This window comes from Microbacterium resistens, from assembly GCF_021172025.1.
GTDB classification, from domain to species: domain Bacteria; phylum Actinomycetota; class Actinomycetes; order Actinomycetales; family Microbacteriaceae; genus Microbacterium; species Microbacterium resistens.
Genome location: NZ_CP082781.1, coordinates 426724 through 449384, shown reverse-complemented (window position 1 = coordinate 449384; position 22661 = coordinate 426724). Strand labels below are relative to the sequence as shown.

Genomic DNA, 22661 nt, shown 5'->3' with positions numbered 1-22661 from the left:
GGGCGATCATGGTCATGTTCGACAGCATGAACCGGCATATGCTGCCGCCCTACGGCTCGGACGAGATCCACGCGCCGAACTTCACCCGGCTGGCCGAGCGGACCGTCACGTTCGACAACTTCTACGCCGGATCGATGCCGTGCATGCCCGCCCGGCGCGAGATCCACACCGGTCGGTACAACTTCCTGCACCGCTCCTGGGGTCCTTTGGAGCCCTGGGACGACTCCATGCCGGAGATGCTGGGACGAGCCGGGATCCACACCCACCTCGCGAGCGACCATCCGCACTACTGGGAGGACGGCGGCGCGACCTACCACCCGCGCTACACGACCTGGGAGTTCTTCCGCGGTCAGGAGGGCGACCCGTGGAAGGGGCACGCCGCGAAGCCCGGCGAGGCGCCGGAGACCGGCTTCAAGGGCGCCATCCGCCGGCAGGACGCGATCAACCGCGGCTACCTGCGGCGCGAGGCGGAGCATCCGCAGACACGGACCTTCGACGCGGGACTGGAGTTCCTGTCCACGAACGCGGACGCCGACAACTGGTTCCTGCAGATCGAGTGCTTCGATCCTCACGAGCCCTTCTTCACCAACGAGGAGTACCGTCGCCTCTACCCGCACGAGTACGACGGTCCGGAGTTCGACTGGCCGCCGTACGCCAAGGTGACCGAGGAGGAGTCGAAGGTCGAGCACGCGCGATACGAGTACAAGGCGCTCGCGTCGATGTGCGACCGTTCGCTCGGCCGCGTCCTGGACTTCATGGACGAGCACGACATGTGGGAGGACACCCTCCTCCTCGTGAACACCGACCACGGATTCCTTCTCGGCGAGCACGGCTGGTGGGCCAAGAGCGTCCAGCCCTGGTTCAACGAGCTCGTGCGGCTCCCGGCGTTCCTCTGGGACCCGAGGTCGGGCGACGCCGGCCGCCGCCACCGCGGGCTCGTGCAGACGATCGACATCGCGCCGACGCTGCTCGACTTCTTCGGCCTCGACCGCACCGACGACATGCTCGGGATCCCGATGCGCGCCGACGGACGGGGGCCCACGCCCGAGGGATCCCCGTCGCGCGAGGCCGCGCTGTTCGGCATCCACGGCGGGCACGTGAACGTCACAGACGGCCGCTACGTGTACATGCGCGCCTGTGCGACGCCGGAGAACACCCCTCTGGAGGAGTACACGCTCATGCCCACGCACATGCGCGGGCGCTTCGCGCCGGCGGAGTTCGCGGGCGCCGAGCTCGCCGAGCCGTTCTCGTTCACGAAGGGCGTCCGCCCGCTGCGACTCACGGGGCGCGCGATGATGAACCCGTACCTGTTCGGGACGCTCCTGTTCGATCTGGAGGCGGATCCGCGTCAGGAGCGCCCGCTCGACGACCCGGACGTCGAGCTGCGGATGCTGCGCCTGCTCGCGCGGCTGCTGCGCGAGAACGAGGCTCCTGCGTCGCAGTACGAGCGGCTCGGGATCCCGGTGGACGCAGAGCCGGGGCCGGAGCACCTGCTCGTCGCCGCGCAGCGCCATCTCGCCACCGAGGCCGCCGCGCCCCTGACCCCGCTGGACGCGTTCCCCTCCGGCGACTTCGGGCTCGGCACCTCGGTGCACGAGCTCCTCGCCCACGCGCCGACGCGCGAGGTCGTCGCCGCGCACCTGCCGATGCTCCTGCACTCGGAGATGCTGGGGATGCTCGGCGACACGAGCCTCCATCAGCTCGCCGCGGTGATCCCGCTCGGACCGACGACGCTCGACCGTCTCGCCGCCGACCTCGCCCGGATCTGATCCCGGCGCCACCGGTCGTTGAGCGAGCGCAGCAAGACGAAACGCTCCGGGTCACCACGTTTCGTCTCGTCGCTGCGCTCCTCGCTCAACGGCCGGAAGCGGCCCCGGTCGTTGAGCGAGCGAAGCGAGACGAAACGCCCCAGCCCCGGGTCACTGCGTTTCGTCTCGTCGCTGCGCTCCTCGCTCAACGGCCGGAAGCGGCCCTGGTCGTTGAGCGAGCGAAGCGAGACGAAACGCCCACCGCGCGTCAGGCGGGCGGAGCGGTCGAAGCGCGCAGCTTGAGGGTCATCGGCAGTGTCCGCGTGGTCGGCGCCGCCCCGGTGGCGATGCCGACCAGCTCGTCGACGGCCTGCCGCGCCAGCATCGTCGTCGGCTGGGCGACCGTCGTGAGCCGGGGCGTCAGCCACTCCCCCACGGTGATCCCGTCGCAGCCGATCACCGACAGGGTCTCGGGAACGGCGATCCCCGCCTGACGGGCGGCCTCGAGCACGCCGATGGCGATGATGTCGCTGGCGCAGAACACCGCGGTCGGCTGCCGCCCCGCCGCGCTGAGGTGCGCGAACACGTTGCTGCCGAAGTCGGAGGTGAAAGTCCCCCGCACGATCAGACGCTCGTCCGGTTCGATCCCGCGGTCCGCCAGGGCGGCGCGATACCCCGCCTCGCGCTGGTCCGCGGTGTGCAGTCCACGCGGTCCGCCGAGGTGGGCGATCGCCGTGTGACCGAGGCCGATCAGGTGCGCGGTGGCCTGATACGCACCGCCGAAGCTGTCCGCGGTGACCTGCGCGACATTCGTGCCGCGCGAGTTCACGTACTCGTCGAGCAGGACGACGGGCAGGTCCCCGCCGACGCGCCCCGTGAACGCCTCGTTCGTGCTGTGCATGCCGAGGTAGATGATCCCGCCCAGGTGCGGCAGCTGAGCGAGGCGTTCGACGCTCTTGCGCTCCCGGGCCGCCGAGGACCCGGTGAGCGAGGTGAGGACGTCGATCCCGTCCTCGACCGCGGCGTCGACGACGGCGTCCGCGAGGCTCGAGAAGTACGGATTGTCGAGCGAGCGCACGACGAGCCCGATCGTGCTGACCGTCGTCGTCCGTGCGGCAGCGGGATGACCGTTCTCCGCCAGCGCGCGATCGATCCTGCGTGCCGTCGCAGGGGCGACCTTGAGCTCGCCGCGCACGTATCGGGTCACCGTCGAGGTCGAGACGCCGACCTGCTGCGCTATCTGACTGAGCGACATCGCACGTTCCCCCTGGGCGAGTTGACACGACCGGACTCTCATCCTAGTTTGATGTGTGCGTTGCGCAACAGTGCGCAACGGATGAGCCGGACAGTGCGGAGACGCGCGAAGGAGTCGATGATGGTGAAGGTTCTGCTGGCGGGCGAGTCGTGGGTGAGCGCCACGATCGATCACAAGGGATACGACCCCTTCGCGCACACGCGCGTCGAGATCGGGTGCGCCCGTCTTCTCGAGGCGCTCACGGCAGAGGGGCTGGATGTCGTCCACCTGCGGTCGCACGACGTCGCCGAGCGCTTCCCGCAGACCGCGGAGCAGCTCGCTGAGTATGATGCCGTCCTCCTGTCGGACATCGGCTCGAACTCGCTCCTCCTCCACCCCGACACGTTCAGCCTGGGCCGGCCCACCCCGAACCGTCTCACGCTGCTCAAGGACTGGGTCCGGGGCGGCGGCGGGCTCATGATGGCCGGCGGCTACCTCAGCTTCCAGGGCTTCGAGGCGAAGGCGCGCTATCACGGGACCGCGGTCGAAGAGGTCCTCCCCGTCTCGCTGACGCCCTACGACGACCGGGTGGAGACTCCCGAGGGCGTGAGCGGCTCCCTGGTCGCTGAGCACCCGATCACCTCCGGGCTCGACCGCGACTGGCCGATCCTGCTCGGTTATCAGCGAGCACAGGCTCGTCCCGACGCCACGGTGCTCGCCGCCATCGGGGCCGACCCGCTGCTCGCGATCCGCACGGTCGGCGCTGGTCGCACCCTCGCGTTCATGTCCGACGTGTCCCCGCACTGGGCTCCCGAGGAATTCATGTCCTGGGAGGGCTACGGCCCGTTGTTCGCCCGCTCTCTCCGCTGGCTGGCCGGCGAACTCGACTGACCTGCGGCTTCGCCGCGACAATAGGGAAAGACAGAAGAACATGATGACAACGACGTCGACCGCCCGCCCCGCGACCGCACGCTCCGCCTCGGTCGCCGTGCTGACCCTGGCGACCGTCTTCGCCGGCATGCTCGGCCCGCTCCAGGCCCTGGTGAACGGCCGCCTCGGCTCGGAGCTCGGCGACGGGCACGCCGCGGCACTGATCTCCTTCGGGACGGGTCTCGTCCTGATGCTCGTGGTGGTGTTCGCCCGCGAGAAGACACGGCGCGCGTTCCTCGCGCTGCCCGGCCAGCTCGTGCGAGGGGAGCTTCCGCGATGGAACTTCTTCGCCGGCCTGTGCGGCGCGGTGATCGTGCTGTCCGAGGGCGTGACCGTCGGGTTCCTCGGCGTCGCCGTCTTCCAGACCTCGCTCATCTCCGGTCTCGTGATCTCCGGCGTGCTCTGCGATCGCCTCGGCATCGGCGTGCGGATCAAGCAGGCCGTCACGGCCCAGCGTGCGATCGGCGCCGTCCTGGCGATCGCTGCCACCCTTCTCGTCGTCTCCCCGAGCTGGTCCGCCCCGCACATGATCGCGCTGGCGATCATGCCCTTCGTCGGCGGCCTCCTCGCCGGCTGGCAGCCCGCGGGGAACTCCGAGATCGGTCGCCTCTCGGGCTCGATGCTCGTCTCGATCACCTGGAACTTCCTCGTCGGGTTCGTGGCGCTGGGCATCGTCTACCTCGTCCGCATGGCCGCCACCGGCGCGCACTTCGCGCTCCCGGACACATGGTGGATGTACCTCGGCGGCCCCCTCGGGCTGCTCTCGATCGCGCTGATGGCGCTTCTCGTGCGGGGACTGGGACTCCTGCTCCTCGGCCTCGCCTCCACCGCCGGTCAGCTGATCGGGTCCATCCTCATCGAGGTCGCCGTCCCCTCGCACGGCGTCACGCTCCATGCCGTGACGGTGATCGGCGCACTCGTCGCCCTCGCCGCCGCCGCGATCGCGATGATCCCCTCGCGTCGCGCGGTGGTGCCCGAACCGGAACCATCGGGGCGAAACGATGCCTGACGTCCAGACCGTGCTCGGACCGGTCGCCGCGACGGACCTCGGCATCGTCCTCCCCCACGAGCACCTCTTCAACGATCTGTCGGCCGTTCTCGCGCCGGCGGCGTATCCGTCGACCCGCGCGCTCGCTGCGCAGGACGTCGCGCCCGAGTGGCAATTCCTCCTCCGCGAGGACCCCTACTGCTGCCCGGACAACCTCGCGGCCAAGCCGATCGACGACGTCGTGGTCGAGGTCGCCGAGTTCCGGCGCCGCGGCGGAGGAACCATCGTGGATGCGACGGGGAGTCCCGCGATCGGACGCGACCCGGACGGGCTCGCCGCCGTCGCGAGGGCGACCGGCGCGAACGTCGTCATGAGCACCGGCACGTACCTGCAGAAGCTCGAGGGCGAACGCCTCACGGCGCGCTCCGTCGACGCCCAGGTCGCCGACATCCTCCACGACCTCACGGAGGGCATCGGATCCGGTCGGATCCGCGCGGGCGTCATCGGCGAGGTCGGCGTCTCCCCGGAGTTCACGCCCGCCGAGCGCGCCGCCCTTCGTGCCGCCGGGCTCGCGCAGCGCGAGGTCCCGCACGTGCCGATGAACATCCACATGCCCGGCTGGCAGCGCCGGGGACACGAGGTTCTCGATGTCCTCACCGAGGAGCTCGGCGTGGCACCGGACCGGATCGCCCTCGCCCACAGCGACCCGTCGGGATCGGATCCGGACTATCAGCGCGCGCTCCTGGATCGGGGCGCGATCCTGGAGTTCGACATGATCGGGCTGGACATCTCCTTCCCCGGCGAGGGCGCCTCTCCCTCGCCGCATGAGACTGCGGATGCCGTCGCCGCGCTGATCGCCGACGGCTACGGCGCGCAGCTGATGCTGTCACAGGATCTGTTCCTCAAGCAGATGTGGCGCCGCAACGGAGGCAACGGCCTCAGCTTCGTGGTCTCGGTCTTCGCCGATCTTCTTCGCGCGCGCGGCGTGGACGACGCCGCGCTGCACCGCCTGATGGTGGCGAATCCCGCCCGCTGGCTCAGCGGGGAGGATCTCGCCGCACCGTCCGCCGCATGACCGCCCTCCACCCCGGTCGTTGAGCGAGCCCAGCGAGACGAAACGCCCCCAATCCCGGGTCACCGCGTTTCGTCTCGTCGCTGCGCTCCTCGCTCAACGACCGAGAACCGTCACCCCCGCTCGTTGAGCGAGCGAAGCGAGACGAAACGCCGCCAACCCCACGCTCCGGTCGTTGAGCGAGCGCAGCGAGACGAAACGCCTCGGCTTCCGGGATTGCGGGGAACCCCGTAGGCGCCGCGGCCCGACGTGCCGCGTCCTTGCGCGGCCGCACACGGCGACCCGACGCGAGGCGGATATCGTCCGTCGCATGACCCCGGATCGTCGATCGCTGCTCCCCCGACGCGCAAGCTCCGTCCTGTCCGTCCTCGCGCTCGGCACGGCGTTGCTCGCCGGCTGCGGCTCCGTGCCCGGAAGCACGTCGGACGAGTCGATCGCCCCGGCCCAGGTACGTCCCGAGACGGCGCAGGCCTGGGTCGATGCGTGGAGCGAGAGCGGCGAGGATTCCCTCTCGTGGACCGCGTGCGAGGACGACGCCGACGCCGAGTGCGGGCGCCTCGCCGTTCCCCGGAACTGGGCTGATCCCGCCGACGCGACGATCGAGATCCCGGTACGCCGCTATCCCTCGACGGAGGACGAGGCTCCCACCCTCTTCGTCATCCAGGGTGGTCCCGGGGGCTCCGGCACCGAGCTCGTCCACGACACGGTTGAGCGGGTGCCGTCCCTGAGGGAGGGGTTCACGCTCGTCGGCTTCGATCCGCGGGGGGTCTGGGGCCTGCAGGGCGCAGACGCTCCCCTGGCCTGCCCTGGGTCCGCCGACGGCTGCACGCCGTCGGACGAGCTCGCCCGCTTCGCGAGCACCACGGACGTCGCGCTGGACCTCGAGGCCTTGCGCCGCGCCCTCGGCGACACGCCGCTCGACGCCGTCGCCTACTCCTACGGCACCTACGTCGGCGGCGTCTACGCCACGCTCTTCCCGGCGCAGGCGCGACGGCTCGTCCTCGACGGCGCCGCCCCGTCGATCGGGTTCACCGCGCTGGGGACGGAGCGTCAGTCCATCGCGTTCGAGGAGAGCCTGGACCGCTTCATCGACGCCTGCCTGGCCGGCGAGCTCGGCCCCTGCCCCATGTCCGGCGACGGGCGCTGCGGCGAAGGCTCAACTCATCGAGCTGCGCAGCGCGCTGACGGCGCATCCGCAGCAGGTGCCGGTCGACGGCATCGAGATCACGCTCGACGGCGCCCGGATGACCGGGGAACTCCTCTCGGCGATGTATCAGCCACGGTCATCCTGGCCGCGTACCGCCACGTGGCTCTCGGAGGCGTTCGCTTCCGCTTCCCTGCCTGCGCCGCCGTCCGCAACGCCGGCCGATGGGCAGAGCGCCGCGCCCCGTGCGGCCGCGCCCCGCGAGGAGGAGGCCGGGGACACCGCGATCTCCGGCGGCTTCGCGCACGCCGTCCTGTGCGCGATGCCGGAGGCGACCACCCCGCTGGATCGCGCAGACCTGGAACCGCTGCACGGCGACGACTACTTCTTCATCCGCGATTCGGGGAACGCCGCAGCGGATGCCGCGGAGGCGCTGACCTGCGAGACCGGCCGCCCGGCGCATCTGGATCCGGAGATCGCCGCGTCGGGCTCCGGCCGCTTCCTCGTGACGTCGACGACACAGGATCCCGCCACGCCGTTCACCGATGCCGCGACGCTCGCAGACCAGCTCGACGCGGTCCTCCTCGGCGTCGAGGCCGGACGGCCACACCTCCGTCCTGTCGCAGTCGACGTGCTCCACCAGAGCGGCGCTCGCCTACCTCATCCGCGGGGAGCTGCCCGCGGACGGGACCGTCTGCACGGACCGCTGAGTCGCTCTTGACGCGCCTCGCGTCGAGGCAGCTATAGTGCGGGTTACTGACGTCACAAATGCGTCAGGCATCTATGAGAGAGGTTCACCGTCATGGGACGACGACTCGAGGGCAAGGTCGCCCTCGTCACAGGGGGCGCATCCGGCATGGGCGCCGCACACGCACGCGCGATCGTCGCGGAGGGAGGCAGGGTGGCCCTCGCGGACATCTCCGACGAGGCGGCTGCCGACCTGGCCGCGGAGCTGGGCCCGCGGGCGATCTCCCTCCACCTGGACGTGACGGACGCCGCTCAATGGAAGGACGCGGTCGCGGCGACGGAGTCCGCCTTCGGCTCCCTGAACGTCCTCGTCAACAATGCCGGGATCCTCACGGGAGCGCCGCTGGAGGAGACCACCGAGCAGTCCTGGGACACCGTGATGGCGGTGAACGCGAAGAGCGTCTTCCTGGGGATGCGTGCCGCCCTGCCCGCGCTCAAGCGGGCGACGCCCGCATCGATCATCAACATCTCCTCGGTCGCCGGCCTCGAGGGGATCGCGGGCATGCACGCCTACACCGCCAGCAAGTTCGCCGTGCGCGGCGTCACGAAGTCGGCCGCGCTCGAACTGGCGGGGCAGGGCGTGCGGGTCAACTCGGTGCATCCGGGGAACATCCGTACCCCGATGACGGCGGCGATGCTGACGGCGGAGGACGAGGACACCAATCTCCTGACCCGCGCGGCGGATCCCGCGGAGGTGTCCGCGGTCGTCGTCTTCCTCGCCAGCGACGAGTCCTCGTTCGCGACCGGTGCGGAGTTCGTGATCGACGGCGGCATCAGTGCCGGGAAGGTGTACGGCTGAGACGTCCGCGACGCGAAGCGGGCCCCGGAGAGGAGCGCCATGGAAGACCTCACGACGATACTGATCGGATTCGGCGGACTCAGCGTGGTCGCGTGCCTGGTCCTCAGCCTCGTGGAATTCGCCACCGTCCGCATCATCCGAGCTCCGGAGCGGCGCACATTCACGTATATCAGGCTCGCCGAAACGCAGTTCCAGACCATTGTGGCTCCCGCGATGGGCGCGCTCCTCTCCGGCCTTTTCATCAGCATCTCCGCGTCCTTCTTCTATGAGGGTTTCACCCGGGAGACGGAGGACTGGCGGCAAGCGGCAGGAGGGCTGACGTTCATCGCGGGGGCCGTCGCGCTTGCGCTGACCCTTCGCTCCGCTCTCAAGGGGGTGGGCGAGCCGGCAGCGCTCGCGAAGGACCCCTTCACCATCCGCGCTGCCGCCGACGAGTACGTCACTCAACCTCGCGAAGCGCTCTTGACGCCGCCGGTCCTGACGACGCAACTCGCGGAGTGGGCGGCGCAGATCCCGGCGCGGTCCCTCAACGTGTCGGCCAATGTCGAGTCACATCGTCTGACCGAGGCGCTGGATCGCGCCGCGGACGCGACCGGCGTCCGGTCGATCTGGCCCTCGTTCCGCGTGTACGTGGCCGCGCTTTCGCGGTTTCCGTTCCGCTTCGGATGGCCGACGCTGGGGCTGACGGTGTTCTGCATCGGGGTCCTGTGGTACGCCTTCGCCTTCGCAGACTTCGAGACCCGGAATCCGTGGGCGCCCCTCCTCGCCAGCGGCATCATGATCGGGATCGGCGCGCTCGTCACGGCCCTCTACGGTGTCGCACGCGGTAACCGCGCACGTCTCTGGCATCGCGTCAATCGCCGCGCGCTCATCGACGCACGCGACGCGATCCGGCAGGCCGAGCAGGCCCGAGCGGTGGTCGTCGAAGAGGATGCGCGGATGCAACGGGTCCTGACGAGGGCCGACGATTACCTCCGCCAGCACACCCCCGGTTCGGCGCCCGGCGGAAAGAGGACGGTCCTGCGCCTTCGCGTCGGACGCCTGGATCTGGAGCTCTCCTGGCACTGACCGCACGGCCGATGGTCGAGACATCCGGACGTGACGCTGCCCCGCCGCCCTCACCGGGCCGCGGGGCAGCGTCCTCTTGCCCAGACGGACCCGGCGGCGGGATCCTGTGCGATCCCGCCGCCGGGCGACCGTGAGTCGGAATGCCGACTCAGTCGCGGGCCCGGTTCTTCGTGATGAGCCCCCAGACGAACGAGAAGACGAGGGCGCCGATGACCGCGATGAAGAAGGAGCCCCACGACCAGGGATCGCTGAACACCGCGCCGATGCCCTTGCCGCCGATCAGGCCGAACAGGAGGCCGCCGGCGAACGCGCCGATCAGGCCGAGGAGAAGGGTGCTGAACCAGCCGCCCTCCTGCTTGCCGGGCAGAATGAGCTTCGCCAGTGCGCCGGCGAGAAGGCCGACGATGATCCATCCGATGACAACCATGCTGAACTCCTTCATACGAGAGACACGTTGCCGTGCTCTCGACATTGTTCCCATACGAAGGCCGCTTCACCAGAGGGGTTGGCCGGAGGCCTCCGGACTGGTATGGGAGGGTCATCGCGCCCCGGCACGCCGCGTCAGCGTCCGCTCGACCACCCTCCCCCCGGATCCCCGACGAGGCGGAGGGCGCGTAGCCGCGGCATGACCTCGTCGCACAGCAGCTCGACGGAACGCCAGGATCCCACCGGGAACGCGATGAAGCCGTCGAGGGCACCGGCGTCGGCGCGGGCCGCGATCGCCGCCACGGCGTCGTCCGGCGTCCCCACGACCGACCAGTGCGGCCCGGTGCGCCGCCACCCCAGGGACGGAGGATAGGTCGCCTGTTCGATCGCCGCCGCTTCCGCCCGGGTGTCGGCCAGCAGAAGCGACAGCCCCGGGAGCAGCAGCGGCGGTTCCTCCCGGCCGGCCTCCGCCGCAGCGGCCCTGATCGCGGCCCGCTGCTGCGTGCCCGCGTCGGCCTCGATCGCGGAGGCGAACATCGCGTCGGCGCGTCGCCCGGCCAGGGACACCGTCGCCGCGCCCCCGCCCGCGACCATGAGCGGCAGGCGTCCCGGGGTCGGCGCCGGGAGCGGCAGCGGACCCGCCACCCGGAAGTTCTCCCCCGCGTGGTCGCTGCGACGCACCCTCTCGACGTCCACGAACACGCCCGCTCCCCGGTCGACACGCATCGCGGCGGCGGGGAAGCCGGCGCGCAGGGACTCGACGACGTCGACGAGCTCCTCGGCCCGGCGCCAGCGCGCCGACGAGTCCGGCAGCCGATCGACCGAGAACTGCTCGTCCCCCGAGCGCGACGTCACCACGTTCCATCCGACGCGCCCCGGAGCCAGGTGCTCCAGCGACGCGAGCTGCCGGGCGACCGGATACGGTTCGGTGAACGTGGCCGACACCGTCACGACCAGCCCGATCCGCCGGGTCGCCCCGGCCAACTGCGCGGCCTGCACCAGGGGGTCCAGGCCCAGATGGGCGGGATCGCGCCCGATCGTTCCCATCGGCAGTGTGAGCGCATCCGGCCGGAAGGCCAGATCGAACCCGGCGCTCTCGGCCCGGACGACCGCGTCGACGATCGGGCCTCCGGACAGGATCTCCTCGGCCCGCGAGTCCTCCCGTCGCCATGCCTGTCCCCGCAGCCAGGTCGGGGCGATCGAGAACCCGGTCGTCAGCGTCATGCGACCACCTCGTCGCCGACGGGCGCCAGCGGCGCGATCGGGACGATCATCGGCGTGCCCGTGACCGGGTGCGGCTGGACCAGTGCCTCCAGCCCGAAGGCCACGGCGATCAGCTCGGCCGTCATCACCGCCTCCGGTGCGCCGGTGGCCAGCACCCGCCCCTCTCGCATGACCACGAGATGGTCGGCATAGCGGCAGGCCTGATCGAGATCGTGCAGCACGAGCACGACCGTGCGCCCCTCTTCCCGGTTGAGACGCCGGCACAGCTCCAGGACCTCCAGCTGATGGGCGACGTCCAGGTACGTCGTCGGTTCGTCGAGCAGCATCACCCTGGTCTCCTGCGCCAGGAGCATCGCGATCCAGGCGCGTTGCCGCTGCCCGCCCGAGAGCTCGTCGACGGATCTGCCGGCAAGGGGCGCCACTCCGGTCGACCGCATCGCGCGGTTCACCGCGTCCGCGTCCTCCGGCGACCACTGCTGGAGCAGCCGCTGGTGCGGGTACCGGCCGCGGGCGACGAGCTCGGCGACCGTCACCCCGCCGGGAGCGGTCGCCGCCTGCGGAAGGAACCCGACCCGGCGCGCGAGAGCCTTCGGCCCCAGGGAGCGGACGTCCTCGCCGCCCAGCAGAACCCGCCCCGACGCCGGGGCGAGCAGACGGGCCAGCCCCCGCAGCAGCGTCGACTTCCCGCAGGCGTTCGCTCCCAGGATCACGGTGATCCGCCCCTCGGGAAGCGTCGCATGCAGGTCCTCCAGGATCGTGCGGTCGTCATACCGCAGCGTCAGCCCCTCCGCGACGAGCGTGTCCGGCATCAGCGCCACCCCTTTCCTTCGGTCGAGCCTCGGCTCGGCAACAGCAGCCACAACAGGTACAGTCCCCCCACCACGCCGGTCATCCTGCCCACGGGGACGGCGAAGGTCACCGGGAGCAGTTGGGTCACGAGGTCGGCGACGACCAGCAGCGCCGCCCCCATCGCCGCGGCGCCGACGATCGGAGGGGCGTCGGCGCGCAGCAGTCGCCGCACCAGTTGCGGTGCCGCCAGCGCGACGAACGCGATCGGTCCGACCGCGGCCGTCGCGAGCGCCGCCAGTGCCACCGCGCACGCCACGAGCAGGAGCCGGGTGCGCTCGACCCGCACCCCCAGCTGCTGCGCGATGTCGTCGCCGAGCTCCATCAGACCCGCCCGGCGCGACAGCACGAGCACGAGGGGGATCACGATGGCGACTCCGGCGAGGACCGGCAGCGCGTGGCTCCACTGGCGCGCGTCCAGCGAGCCGGACAGCCAGAGGTTGGCCTGGCTCGATGCGTCGATGGTGCCGCGCACCAGCAGCAGGCCGTTGAGGGCCGAGGCGATCGCGCCGACGCCGATGCCGACGAGGATGAGCTGGCGCCCCGCGATCCCTCCCCCGCGCCGGGCCAGGAGGAGCACCGTCCCCGCCGTGACGAGTCCGCCGAGGATGGTGCCGAGCGCCACCTGCGTCGGCTGCGCGCCGAGGAGGACGATCTGGACGAGGGCGCCGGTGGCGGCTCCCGTGGTGAATCCGATCACGTCCGGGGATCCGAGCGCGTTTCGGGCGAGCGACTGGAAGACGGATCCGGACACGCCCAGCGCCGCCCCCGCGCCGATCGCGCTCAGCACCCGCGGCAGACGCACCCCCTGGACGGCGCGGATCGCGGTCGGGTCGTCGGCGATGCCCAGCACGGCGCCGGGAACGGCGTGCAGCGGCACCGGCAGGCTGCCGACCGTCATCGCGACGGCTCCCGCGATCAGCGCGACAACGGTGAGCACGACCGTGACCGCGATCGTCCGGGGCCGCACGAGGAGGGCGAGGCGTCCCATCCGCAGCACCCGCCGGCCGCCCGGCGCGTCCGTGGCCGTCACGCGGGTCACAGCGGTGCCAGTCGACGACGGCGGACGAGAGCGACGAAGAACGGGCCGCCGAGGATCGCGACCATGATGCCGACTCCCACCTCGCCCGGGGGTGCGACCACGCGCCCCAGCACGTCCGCGACGAGGACGAGAGCGGCGCCCAGCGCCATCGCGGTCGGCAGCATCCGACGGTGATCGGAGCCGACCATCAGCCGCGCCACGTGAGGCGCGGTGAGTCCGACGAACGCGATCGGGCCGGCGGCCGCGGTGGCGCCTCCGGCGAGGACGACGACCGCGAGCCCCGCCACGGCCCAGACGACGGCGGGACGCACACCCAGTGCGCGCGCGGTCTCGGGGCCGAGGGAGGCCGCGTCCAGCGCACGAGAGAGCAGGAGCGCGAGGGTCAGTCCGATCCCGATCAGCAGCGCCGCGGGCGGGAGCACGTCCCCGTCGCGGCCGGCGAGGGACCCGACCGCCCACGCGCGATACTGGTCGAAGACCAGGTCGTCGCCGTTCACGATCACGATCTGCGCCAAAGCGCCGAGGACGACGGAGAGGGCCGCCCCGGCGAGGACGAGGCGCACCGGATCCGATCCCCGGCGCACGCCGCCCAGGAGCATGACGAGCCCGCCGGCGACCGCAGCCCCGATGAGGGCGGCCCCGAAGTAGGCGATCGGAGCCACGATCCCGGCCACGGCGACCGCCACGGCGACCGCGACCGCCGCCCCCGCGTTCACGCCGAGGAGGCCCGGCTCTGCGATGGGATTGCGAGTGAGCGACTGCATCACGACCCCCGCGGCCCCGAGCGCCGCGCCTACGAGGAGCGCGAGCGCAGCCCTCGGCAGACGGCGGTTCCTCAGGAGCAGGTGCGCGTCGTCGGACGGGTCGTAGGCCAGCACCGCGTCCCACAGGTCGGCGGGGGCGAGCATGCGCGTGCCGACGATCGCGCTGGTCACGACGAGGGCGGCGACGACGACGGTGGTGCCGCCGAGGACGAGGAGCAGACGCCCGCGGCCGATGCGCGGCGGAGCGTCCGGCGCCTCGACGGGCGTCGAGGTGGTGTCGATCATGATGGTCCCCGATCGACCGGCCGCGCTCCCCCGCGCGGCCGGTCGAACCGTCTCAGGAGAACAGGTCCTTGATGTGCTCGACGATCTCGGTCGAGCTGTAGAGGTCCATCCGGAACGAGTTCACTCCCAGGCCGTACACCTGTCCCGCCGCGACGGAGGGGAGGTTCGCAAGTACCGGATCCTGAGCGAATCCCTGGGCCTTCTCGTCGTCGGCGGACAGGATGAACGTCGTCTCGCTGGTCAGCTGCAGCAGGTTCTCGTACGTCGCCCACACGAAGTCGGCGCGCTCCTGTGCCTGCGTATGCCACGCGGGGTCCGGGTCCTCGACCGTGAAGCCGAGCGCCTCCAGCAGGTTTGCGTGGGACCCGCCGACGCGGGCGATCGGGTTGTCCTGACCGGGCCCGTTGAACGAGATGACGTCGGCGGTGCCCTTCGGAACGATGATCGCGCCGGCCGTCTCGCGCACCAGGGCGTCGAAGTCGGAGATCGTCTTCTCCGCCTGCTCCTCGAGACCGGTCGCCTCGCCGAGCTCGACCGCCAGATCCTGCCAGGTCTGCGCTCCGTAGTCCACGACGATCGTCGGCGCGATCGACTGCAGGTCGGCGACCTGATCGGTCAGGGCATCCCGTCCGCTGGTGGCGACCACGATCAGATCGGGCTCGTTCGCCATGACCGCCTCGAGGTCGAACTCCCCGACGCTCCAGAGGTTGGTCACGTCCCGCTCGTCGGCGATGTCGGCCCACTGGTCGAACCAGACGCCGCCCACCTGCGACCCGCTGGCCACGACCGGGGCGTCGATCGCCAGCAGGGTCCCGGTCACGGAGACCGCCGTCGACAGGATCCGCTCGGGCTGCTCCGGGATCTCGGTGGTCGTGCCGTCGGCGTTCTCGAAGACACGAGGCCACTCGGCGGCCGCCGTGGTCGCGGCGGCCTCCTCGGCGGCGGGCTTCTCGGCGGCGCCGGCGCAGCCGACGAGAGCGAGGGCGCTCGCCACGGCGAGGCCGATCAGGGCGGTCGCGCGGCGGCGCGCGGATGCGTAGATGGTCATGATTCCTTCCGTGGCCCCGGGCCGGTGGCCGTGGGGCAGTCGTCCGCGGGTGCGGGTACGTGCGTCGACGTCGGCGCGGAGCTCGGGCGCTCCTCGATCGAGATTAGGATTGCCTTACCTCAGTCATTGCACCCAGATCGGCGCATCCTTGTCCTCTCCCCCTCCGTTCGACCCCCGGCGCATCCCCTCCTCGTCGACACGCGCCGAGATCCGCGCCGGTGCGCCGGTGCTGGTGTGGGTGATCGCCGGGCGCATGACGGTGACGCTCGGCTCGTCGCGGTGGTCGCTCGGCCCGGGGCAGGCGCTGTGGATCCCAGGCGGGCACGGAGCTCTGCTGCGAGGGTCTGCCGAGTCGGCGGCGCTGCCGATCCGGATCCGCGACGAGGACCGCGCGGCCGGCCCGTCGGCGCCGTTCGTCGCCTCCCCGCCCTCAGACGCGGTCCCCCTGCTTCTCGCGGCCTTCACGCGCAGCCTCGGCGTGCTGCACGGCGGAGGGGTCCGCGCCGCGGCCCTCCTCGGCGGCATCGGGCATCCGGCGGCCGCGATCGCAACCCCGCCGATGCCGTCCTCGCCCGACCTGCGCCGCGTCGCGGAGGCGCTTCTGGCAGACCCCGCCCGCGCGCCGTCAGTCGTGGGCGCGGCACACGGGCTGGGTCACAGCGTCCTCGCGAGACGGTTCCGCGCCGAGACCGGCTGGACCCCGGTGCGGTGGCGCACCCGGCACGTGCTCGGCCGCGCTGCCGAGGGGCTCCGCGCCGGTCGCGGAGTCTCGGGCGTCGCCGCCGACGCCGGGTACGGCAGCCCCCAGGCGTTCGCCCGCGCGTTCCGCCGGGAGTGGGGCGTGGCGCCGTCGACCCTCGCAAGCGGGGAGACGATGACGACGGCCGCCGGTGGTCACCGAGGCGACGAGCTCGGTCCGCAGTGCAACGGGTACCACATCGTGGTCTGGGTCGCCGCGGGCGACGCCGTCCTCGGGATCGACGGACAGGCGATCACGCTGCGCGCCGGCGATCTGGCCTGTCTCCCGGCAGGGACCTCGACGGGGTTCCGCGCCGGCCCCGAGGCGGCCGCGCTTCCGCTGGGCTGGCTTCCCGGCGGCATGGACGTCCCGGCCGGGCTCATCGCGCGGGCGGACGACGAGCTGCGCACCCCGCTGCTGCGCCTCGCCGCCTGGGCGTACGGGGGCGTCGAGCCCGTCAGCGGGGGCGACCCGCGCACCGCGCTGCAGGGGATCCTCGGCCTCCGGGAGCCCGGCGGCGTGCGCGGTTCCGTCGCCGACGCCGTCTACGTGCTCCTGGAACGCCTGGCGGAGCACCCCGAGGACGGGCGATCATCGGCGGAGCTCGCGACCCAGTCCGCTCTGACGCCGGCGGAGCTGCGCGATGCCGTGGAGGCGCTCACCGGCACGACGCTGGCGACCTGGCGCGCACGCACACGGATGACCTGGGCCCGACGGCTGCTGCGCGACGGCCTGCATCCGTCCCAGGTCGCGCGACGCGTCGGATACGCCGATGCCGCTGCCTTCAGCCGAGCCTTCCGCCGCGCTCACGGCCATTCCCCCAGCCGATTCCTCGCGGCCCAGTCTCACCGCACGCCGTGAGGCCGATCCGGATGCGGAGCACCCGTGGCGCCCACCCCTTGACACCTCTCGTCAAACCGGTTTACATTGATCTCGTCAAACCGGTTCACGCCGTGCGCCGGTGCACGACGAGGTGACGAGGAGGTGACGATGAGCCGCACGACGATCGCCGACGTGGCCCGCGAGGCCGGCGTGGCGAAGGCGACGGTGTCGCACGCGCTGACCGGCAATCGGCCCATCTCCGAGGAGACGCGCGCGAAGGTCCTCGCGGCCGCCGAGCGGCTCGGATGGGTGCCGAGCCAGAACGCGCGGGCGCTCGCCAACCGCCGCGCGAACGCGATCGCCGTCGTCCTGGCCCGAAACCCCGACGTCATCGCGAACGACTCGTTCTTCCCCGCCTTCATCGCCGGAGTCGAGTCCGTGCTCGCGGAGACCGAGACGGCGCTGCTGCTCCAGGTGGTCCCCGACCGCGATGCCGAGGAGCGGGCCTATCGCTCCCTCGCCCACGGCCGCGCCGACGGCGCCCTCCTGCTCGACCTGCGCGACGACGACTGGCGCGTGCCGTTCCTGGAAGAGCTGGACCTGCCGACCGTGCTGGTCGGCGCCTACGACGGGCCCCATCCGTTCTCGTGCGTGCGGACGGACGACGCCGCGCCCATCCGCGAGATCATCGCGCACCTGCGCGACGCCGGGCACGAGCGCATCGCGCACGTGTCCGGGCCCCTCCGGTACGTGCACTCGCGCGCCCGTGCGGACGCGTACGTCGCCGAGATCGGCGACGACGCGCTGCTGCGCGAGGGCGACTTCACCGCGGCGAGCGGGCGCGCCCTCACCGCCGAGCTCCTCGCCCTGCCGGAGCGCCCTACCGCCATCGTCTACTCCAACGACACGATGGCCATCGCGGGGCTGTCGTTCGCCCGCGCGCAGGGGCTGTCGATCCCCGCCGACCTCGCCATCTCCGGGTTCGACGACGACCACCTCTCCGCGCACTTGACCCCGGCGCTCAGCAGCGTCTCGACGGACCCCGCCGCCCGCGGACGGGCCGCCGCACGGCTCCTGCAGGCCGCCGTCGGCGGTGCGGAGCCGCGCACCGAGGTCGTCGACTGCAACGTCGTGCACTTCCGTGAGAGCACGTCGGCCTGAGGTCACCGCCCCCATCGTGTCGAGGAGGACACCATGAAGAAGATCGCCGCAACAGCAGTCATCGGCCTCGTCGCGATCGCCGCGACCGGATGCGCAGGAGGCGGAGGAGGCGCCTCCGGATCCGCCGACCAGACCGGGCCGATCAAGATCTGGCTCTCGAACAACGAGCAGGAGCTCGCCTGGGGCACCGCCGTGGTCGAGGCCTGGAACAAGGAGCACCCCGACGAGAAGGTCACCGCGCAGGAGATCCCCGCCGGCTCCTCGTCCGAGGAGGCCATCACCGCCGCGATCACCGCGGGGACGGCACCGTGCCTCGTCTACAACGTCGCCCCTGCCGCGGTGTCCGGCTGGGTCAAGCAGGGCGGTCTCGTGAACCTCAGCGGGATCGACGGCGGCGCCGACTACATCGGCGAGCGCGGCGGCGACGTGGACGCCTATGCGACCGACGGCGACTTCTACCAGCTCCCGTGGAAGTCGAACCCGGTCATGGTGATGTACAACAAGAAGCTCTTCCAGGCGGCAGGCCTCGATCCCGAGAACCCGCAGATGAACACGTACGACGCGTTCCTGGACGGCTCGCGCAAGATCGTGGCCTCCGGCGTGCAGAGCGCGATCTGGCCGGCGCCGACCAGCGAGTTCTACCAGCCCTGGTTCGACTTCTATCCGCTCTACCTCGCCGAGACCGACGGCACGATGCTCGTCGAGGACGGCAAGGCCACGTTCGACTCGGACGCCGGTCGTACGGTGGCCGAGTTCTGGAAGACGGTGTACGACGACAGGCTCGCCCCCAACGAGGCGTCGACCGACGATGCGATGTCGGCGGGCACCACGGCGATGCAGCTCGCCGGCCCGTGGGCCATCCCCTCCTACGCCGACACCGTCGACGTCGGCTTCATGCCGGTGCCGACGAAGGACGGGCGTGAGAACCCGACGACCTTCGCCGACTCGAAGAGCGTGTCGATGTTCACGGCCTGCAAGAACCAGGGCACGGCGTGGGAGTTCTTGAAGTACTCCACCAGCGTCGACAGCGACGGGCAGCTCCTCGAGGAGACCGGCCAGATGCCGATGCGGACGGACCTGGAGAGCACGTACGCGGACTACTTCGCGGCGAACCCGGACTACGTCGCGTTCGCGACGCAGGCGGAGGCGACGGCGGACGTGCCGAGCATCCCGAACTCCGTCGAGGCCTGGCAGGCGTTCCGTGACGGCTACTCGTCGGCGGTGATCTTCGGGAAGACCTCGATCGACGACTTCCTCGCCTCCACCGCGAAGAAGATCGACGAGCTCGTCGCCGAGTGACGCCATGACCGAGAACCGACGGTTGCGCGCCCGCCTGCTGGGTGCGCAACCGATCGGCGGCCTCTTCGCGCTGCCGTACTTCGTCTTCGTGCTGGCGATCTTCGCCTATCCGCTCGGATTCGCGGTCTACATCGCCTTCCACGACTACTTCTTCACCGCGCCGGGCGCGGTGGTCGACCGACCGTTCGTCGGCTTCGAGAACTTCGTCACCGTGCTCACGGATCCGCGGGTGCTCGGCTCGTTCCGCAACACGCTCGTGTTCCTCGTGATCAACGTGCCCCTGACCGCCGTCCTGGCGCTGGTGCTCGCGGCGGCGCTGAACACCGGCATCCGCTGGGCGTCCGCCTACCGCGTCGCGTTCTACGTGCCGTACCTGACCGCGAGCGTCTCGCTGGTGGGCGTGTGGATGCTGCTGTTCTCGCGCGGCGGGCTCGTGAACACGATCCTCGGCCCGCTCGCCCCGGATCCGTCGTGGCTGGTGAACAGCGGCCTCGCCATGCCGATGATCGCCCTGTACGTGACGTGGAAGCAGCTCGGGTTCTACATCCTGCTGTACCTCGCCGCGCTGCAGAACGTCCCGAAGGAGCTCTACGAGTCGGCGGAGACCGACGGCGCGGGCGCCCTCGCCCGCTTCTGGAACGTCACCGTGCCCGGGGTGCGCAGCGCGACCACGCTCGTGCTCATCCTGTCGATCATCACCGGGGCGAACCTCTTCACCGAGCCCTACCTGCTCACGAACGGCGGCGGTCCGGACGGAGCGTCCACGACCCCGGTCCTGCTCATCTACCAGCTGGGCATCCAGCAGCAGAACCCCGACACCGCGGCGGCGATCGGCATGGTCCTCGTCGTGCTCGTGGGGCTGCTGTCGCTGTTCGCCAACCGCGCCACGAGGGAGCGATGATGACCCGCCGACGCCGGCCGCTGCCGCGCATCCTCAGCACCATCCTGCTGTCCCTTGCGGCGATCGCCTTCGCCTTCCCGTTCTACTTCATGGTGGTCGGGGCCTTCCAGAAGAGCCCGACCAACTCCCCCGCGTCGCTGGTGCCGACCACCGGGTGGACGCTCGACAACTTCGCCGCCATCGACGCGCGGATCGACCTCGTCGGCTCCCTGCTGAACTCGCTCGTCTTCACCGCCGGCGTGCTGCTGGGGACGGTCGTGTTCGGGCTGCTCGCCGGATACGCGATGGCCCGTCTCGACTTCCGCGGGCGCGGGGTGATCTGGGTGCTCATGCTGCTCGTGCAGATGGTGCCGTTCCAGCTGCTGATGATCCCGCTGTACGTCCAGATCACCCGCAACTACGGCCTCGGCGACTCGTACCTCGGGATGATCCTGCCGTTCCTCATCAACACCACGGCGGTGTTCATCTTCACGCAGTTCTTCAAGGCGCTCCCGGCGGAGATCTTCGAGGCGGCTCGGATCGACGGCGCCGGAGAGATCCGCCTGCTCACCTCGGTCGCGCTGCCGCTGATCCGGCCGGTGCTCGTCACCGTCGTGCTCGTGACCTTCATCGGGCCGTGGAACGAGTTCCTCTGGCCGTTCCTCATCACCAAGGACGCGAGCCTGCAGCCGCTGGCCGTCTCCCTCGCCAACTACATCTCCAACGTGGCGCAGTCGACGGCGAACCCCAACGGCGCGATCCTCGCGGGCGCGACGGCGCTCGCGTTCCCCGTCGTCATCCTGTTCATCGTGTTCCAGCGCTTCTTCACCGCCACCGACCTCGGCGCGGCCGTCAAGGGCTAGCCAGAAAGGGCATCCATGTTCACCGGAGCATCCTTCCCCCTCGGTCCGTTCACTCCGTACGAGGGCAACCCGATCCTGCGTCCTCGCGGCGACAGCTGGGAGTCGGCGAATCTGTACAACCCGGCGGCGCTGGTCGACGGCGACGAGGTCGTGCTCCTCTACCGCGCGCACGCCGATGACATCGTGTCGCACATCGGGCTCGCCCGCTCTCGGGACGGCGTGACGTTCACGCGCGAGGACGCGCCGATCCTCTCCCCCTCCGAGGACTACGAGCGCTACGGCTGCGAGGATCCGCGGATCGCGCTGATCGACGGCACCTACTACCTCACGTACACGGGGTGGGATCGCCGGAGCGCGCAGCTGTGTCTGGCCACCTCCCCCGACCTTCGCACCTGGACCAAGCACGGCCCCCTCTTCGAGGACTTCGACACGTTCAAGACCATGGATCCGCGCGGCTTCAACTGGTCGAAGGCGGGAGTCATCGTGCCGCAGAGGATGCACGGGAAGTGGTGGATGTACTTCGGCGAGGGCGGGATCTACTGGGCGACCAGCGACGACCTCCTCCACTGGACGCCGGGCGCGCCGGACACCGAGCCGATGTACGCGCCGACCCCGGGGACCTGGGACGAGGCGCTCGTGGAGATCGGAACCTCCCCCGTCGTCACCGACAACGGCCTGCTCGTCATGCTCACGAACGGCGCCACCCGGGAGGTGCACGAGGACGGCACGGTCGACGTGGACTACCGGTGCGGCCAGATCGCGATCGATCCGGACGACCCGACGACCGTGATCGCCCGCATGCAGGAGCCGTGGCTGCGCCCGCAGACCTTCGAGGACCTCAACGGGCTCGTGTCGAACGTCACCTTCGTGGAGGGGCTGGTGAAGTTCCGGGGCAAGTGGTTCGCCTACTACGGGCAGTCCGACACCACACTGGCCGTCGCGATCCACGACCCCGCGCAGCCGTGGGGACGCGCGCTGCGCGTCGCCGACGAGGAGCGGTGACGCCATGGACACCACCCGCCGCTCGTTCCTTCTGCTCGCCGCCGGGGCCTCCGCGCTCGCGCTGATGCCTGCGGAGGCCGCGCAGGCCCGGACGCCGGCGCTCTCCGGCGCCGTCCGCGCGGGGTCCGCGGCCCCCGGCGCCCGGCTGACGAACCTCGCCCACCTGCGGTTCCTGCTCGCCGACGTGCCGGTCGCGGAGACGTCCGCGCACACGACGTACGAGATCGGTGCGCGTGCGGTCGTCCGGGCGCCGTGGACCTACGCGGATGCCGACGGCGCGGGCGGCTACCGCCGGGTCGGCGGAGGGACCCGGGACGCCGCCACCGGGCACTGGAGCCAGGGCGCGTACAACGCCGACGACATCGCACGTGCCGCGGTCGTGTTCCTGCGGGACGCGGTCGCGACGGGAGACCCGCAGAGCCGGGACGACGCCCGCGACGTGCTCCGCGCCCTGGCCTACCTCCAGACGACGTCCGGGGAGAACGCCGGACGCGTGGTGCTGTGGCAGCAGGAGGACGGCGCGCTGAACC

20 protein-coding genes and 1 pseudogene are annotated in these 22661 nt (G+C 71.2%); 14 read left to right on the top strand and 7 right to left on the bottom strand.

The window, feature by feature from the left end; translation table 11 throughout:
- The first annotated feature begins 8 nt into the window (after positions 1-8).
- A complete protein-coding gene (locus K8F61_RS02100) occupies positions 9-1769 on the top strand; it encodes a sulfatase (RefSeq protein WP_231820529.1) in 1761 nt (586 codons plus the stop codon).
- A 247-nt stretch (positions 1770-2016) separates the two neighbouring features.
- Here K8F61_RS02100 and K8F61_RS02095 read toward each other — a convergent pair whose 3' ends face one another.
- Positions 2017-3003, bottom strand: coding sequence for a LacI family DNA-binding transcriptional regulator (locus K8F61_RS02095; RefSeq protein ID WP_231820528.1), 987 nt, complete (start codon positions 3001-3003; stop codon positions 2017-2019).
- Positions 3004-3123: 120 nt separating this feature from the next.
- On the opposite strand from K8F61_RS02095, the gene K8F61_RS02090 reads away from it, so the two are divergent.
- The 7 genes and pseudogenes from K8F61_RS02090 (at position 3124) to K8F61_RS02065 (ending at position 9730) form a co-directional block, all read left to right on the top strand.
- Entirely contained in the window at positions 3124-3873 is a 750-nt protein-coding gene (locus K8F61_RS02090) for a glutamine amidotransferase (RefSeq protein WP_231820527.1), read from the top strand.
- 40 nt (positions 3874-3913) lie between these two features.
- On the top strand, positions 3914-4921 hold the full coding sequence (locus K8F61_RS02085) for a DMT family transporter (protein ID WP_231820526.1): 1008 nt from the start codon (positions 3914-3916) through the stop codon (positions 4919-4921).
- The gene (locus tag K8F61_RS02080; protein WP_231820525.1) at positions 4914-5975 is read left to right on the top strand and encodes a phosphotriesterase family protein; all 1062 of its coding nucleotides are present in this window, start codon (positions 4914-4916) and stop codon (positions 5973-5975) included. Before K8F61_RS02085 ends, K8F61_RS02080 begins: the two co-directional genes overlap by 8 nt.
- A 307-nt stretch (positions 5976-6282) precedes the next feature.
- Positions 6283-6933 (top strand): annotated as a pseudogene (locus K8F61_RS19120) (hypothetical protein); the annotation flags it as partial.
- Between the two features lie 241 nt (positions 6934-7174).
- Positions 7175-7837 carry a hypothetical protein gene (locus K8F61_RS19180; RefSeq protein ID WP_231820524.1) on the top strand — a complete coding sequence of 221 codons (663 nt, stop codon included), beginning with the start codon at positions 7175-7177 and terminating at the stop codon, positions 7835-7837.
- Between the two features lie 81 nt (positions 7838-7918).
- Positions 7919-8662 (top strand): glucose 1-dehydrogenase, encoded by a 744-nt coding sequence (locus K8F61_RS02070; RefSeq protein WP_231820523.1) that lies wholly within the window; start codon positions 7919-7921, stop codon positions 8660-8662.
- Positions 8663-8701: 39 nt separating this feature from the next.
- Entirely contained in the window at positions 8702-9730 is a 1029-nt protein-coding gene (locus K8F61_RS02065; RefSeq protein ID WP_231820522.1) for a hypothetical protein, read from the top strand.
- Positions 9731-9878: 148 nt separating this feature from the next.
- Here the strand turns inward: K8F61_RS02065 and K8F61_RS02060 are convergent, their stop codons facing one another.
- The 6 genes from K8F61_RS02060 to fepB form a co-directional block, all read right to left on the bottom strand.
- Positions 9879-10157, bottom strand: coding sequence for a GlsB/YeaQ/YmgE family stress response membrane protein (locus tag K8F61_RS02060; RefSeq protein WP_217996176.1), 279 nt, complete (start codon positions 10155-10157; stop codon positions 9879-9881).
- Positions 10158-10291: 134 nt separating this feature from the next.
- Positions 10292-11380, bottom strand: a complete 1089-nt coding sequence (locus K8F61_RS02055; protein WP_231820521.1) for an LLM class flavin-dependent oxidoreductase — start codon at positions 11378-11380, stop codon at positions 10292-10294.
- Positions 11377-12189, bottom strand: coding sequence for an ABC transporter ATP-binding protein (locus tag K8F61_RS02050; RefSeq protein ID WP_231820520.1), 813 nt, complete (start codon positions 12187-12189; stop codon positions 11377-11379). Before K8F61_RS02050 ends, K8F61_RS02055 begins: the two co-directional genes overlap by 4 nt.
- On the bottom strand, positions 12189-13268 hold the full coding sequence (locus tag K8F61_RS02045; RefSeq protein WP_231820519.1) for a FecCD family ABC transporter permease: 1080 nt from the start codon (positions 13266-13268) through the stop codon (positions 12189-12191). The genes K8F61_RS02050 and K8F61_RS02045 overlap by 1 nt, the downstream gene beginning before the upstream one ends.
- Positions 13265-14317, bottom strand: coding sequence for a FecCD family ABC transporter permease (locus K8F61_RS02040; protein WP_231820518.1), 1053 nt, complete (start codon positions 14315-14317; stop codon positions 13265-13267). The genes K8F61_RS02045 and K8F61_RS02040 overlap by 4 nt, the downstream gene beginning before the upstream one ends.
- A gap of 52 nt (positions 14318-14369) precedes the next feature.
- The gene (gene fepB / locus K8F61_RS02035; protein WP_231820517.1) at positions 14370-15365 is read right to left on the bottom strand and encodes a Fe2+-enterobactin ABC transporter substrate-binding protein; all 996 of its coding nucleotides are present in this window, start codon (positions 15363-15365) and stop codon (positions 14370-14372) included.
- A gap of 148 nt (positions 15366-15513) precedes the next feature.
- On the opposite strand from fepB, the gene K8F61_RS02030 reads away from it, so the two are divergent.
- From K8F61_RS02030 to K8F61_RS02005, 6 genes are all read left to right on the top strand, one after another.
- Positions 15514-16965, top strand: coding sequence for a helix-turn-helix domain-containing protein (locus K8F61_RS02030; protein ID WP_231820516.1), 1452 nt, complete (start codon positions 15514-15516; stop codon positions 16963-16965).
- A 129-nt stretch (positions 16966-17094) separates the two neighbouring features.
- Entirely contained in the window at positions 17095-18087 is a 993-nt protein-coding gene (locus tag K8F61_RS02025) for a LacI family DNA-binding transcriptional regulator (RefSeq protein ID WP_231820515.1), read from the top strand.
- A gap of 33 nt (positions 18088-18120) precedes the next feature.
- Entirely contained in the window at positions 18121-19386 is a 1266-nt protein-coding gene (locus K8F61_RS02020) for an extracellular solute-binding protein (protein ID WP_231820514.1), read from the top strand.
- Between the two features lie 4 nt (positions 19387-19390).
- A complete protein-coding gene (locus K8F61_RS02015; protein ID WP_231820513.1) occupies positions 19391-20287 on the top strand; it encodes a carbohydrate ABC transporter permease in 897 nt (298 codons plus the stop codon).
- A complete protein-coding gene (locus K8F61_RS02010) occupies positions 20287-21129 on the top strand; it encodes a carbohydrate ABC transporter permease (RefSeq protein ID WP_231821498.1) in 843 nt (280 codons plus the stop codon). The genes K8F61_RS02015 and K8F61_RS02010 overlap by 1 nt, the downstream gene beginning before the upstream one ends.
- Before the next feature lie 15 nt (positions 21130-21144).
- Positions 21145-22131, top strand: a complete 987-nt coding sequence (locus tag K8F61_RS02005; protein ID WP_231820512.1) for a glycoside hydrolase family 130 protein — start codon at positions 21145-21147, stop codon at positions 22129-22131.
- Positions 22132-22661 lie beyond the last annotated feature (530 nt).

What these genes read in the sequence shown, in the direction of transcription:
- K8F61_RS02100 (WP_231820529.1), top strand. Translation starts at nt 9, where the DNA reads ATGGTCATGTTCGACAGCATGAACCGGCATATGCTGCCGCCCTACGGC.
- K8F61_RS02095 (WP_231820528.1), bottom strand. Translation starts at nt 3,003, where the DNA reads ATGTCGCTCAGTCAGATAGCGCAGCAGGTCGGCGTCTCGACCTCGACG.
- K8F61_RS02090 (WP_231820527.1), top strand. Translation starts at nt 3,124, where the DNA reads ATGGTGAAGGTTCTGCTGGCGGGCGAGTCGTGGGTGAGCGCCACGATC.
- K8F61_RS02085 (WP_231820526.1), top strand. Translation starts at nt 3,914, where the DNA reads ATGATGACAACGACGTCGACCGCCCGCCCCGCGACCGCACGCTCCGCC.
- K8F61_RS02080 (WP_231820525.1), top strand. Translation starts at nt 4,914, where the DNA reads ATGCCTGACGTCCAGACCGTGCTCGGACCGGTCGCCGCGACGGACCTC.
- K8F61_RS02070 (WP_231820523.1), top strand. Translation starts at nt 7,919, where the DNA reads ATGGGACGACGACTCGAGGGCAAGGTCGCCCTCGTCACAGGGGGCGCA.
- K8F61_RS02065 (WP_231820522.1), top strand. Translation starts at nt 8,702, where the DNA reads ATGGAAGACCTCACGACGATACTGATCGGATTCGGCGGACTCAGCGTG.
- K8F61_RS02060 (WP_217996176.1), bottom strand. Translation starts at nt 10,157, where the DNA reads ATGGTTGTCATCGGATGGATCATCGTCGGCCTTCTCGCCGGCGCACTG.
- K8F61_RS02055 (WP_231820521.1), bottom strand. Translation starts at nt 11,380, where the DNA reads ATGACGCTGACGACCGGGTTCTCGATCGCCCCGACCTGGCTGCGGGGA.
- K8F61_RS02050 (WP_231820520.1), bottom strand. Translation starts at nt 12,189, where the DNA reads ATGCCGGACACGCTCGTCGCGGAGGGGCTGACGCTGCGGTATGACGAC.
- K8F61_RS02040 (WP_231820518.1), bottom strand. Translation starts at nt 14,317, where the DNA reads ATGATCGACACCACCTCGACGCCCGTCGAGGCGCCGGACGCTCCGCCG.
- fepB (WP_231820517.1), bottom strand. Translation starts at nt 15,365, where the DNA reads ATGACCATCTACGCATCCGCGCGCCGCCGCGCGACCGCCCTGATCGGC.
- K8F61_RS02025 (WP_231820515.1), top strand. Translation starts at nt 17,095, where the DNA reads ATGAGCCGCACGACGATCGCCGACGTGGCCCGCGAGGCCGGCGTGGCG.
- K8F61_RS02020 (WP_231820514.1), top strand. Translation starts at nt 18,121, where the DNA reads ATGAAGAAGATCGCCGCAACAGCAGTCATCGGCCTCGTCGCGATCGCC.
- K8F61_RS02015 (WP_231820513.1), top strand. Translation starts at nt 19,391, where the DNA reads ATGACCGAGAACCGACGGTTGCGCGCCCGCCTGCTGGGTGCGCAACCG.
- K8F61_RS02010 (WP_231821498.1), top strand. Translation starts at nt 20,287, where the DNA reads ATGACCCGCCGACGCCGGCCGCTGCCGCGCATCCTCAGCACCATCCTG.
- K8F61_RS02005 (WP_231820512.1), top strand. Translation starts at nt 21,145, where the DNA reads ATGTTCACCGGAGCATCCTTCCCCCTCGGTCCGTTCACTCCGTACGAG.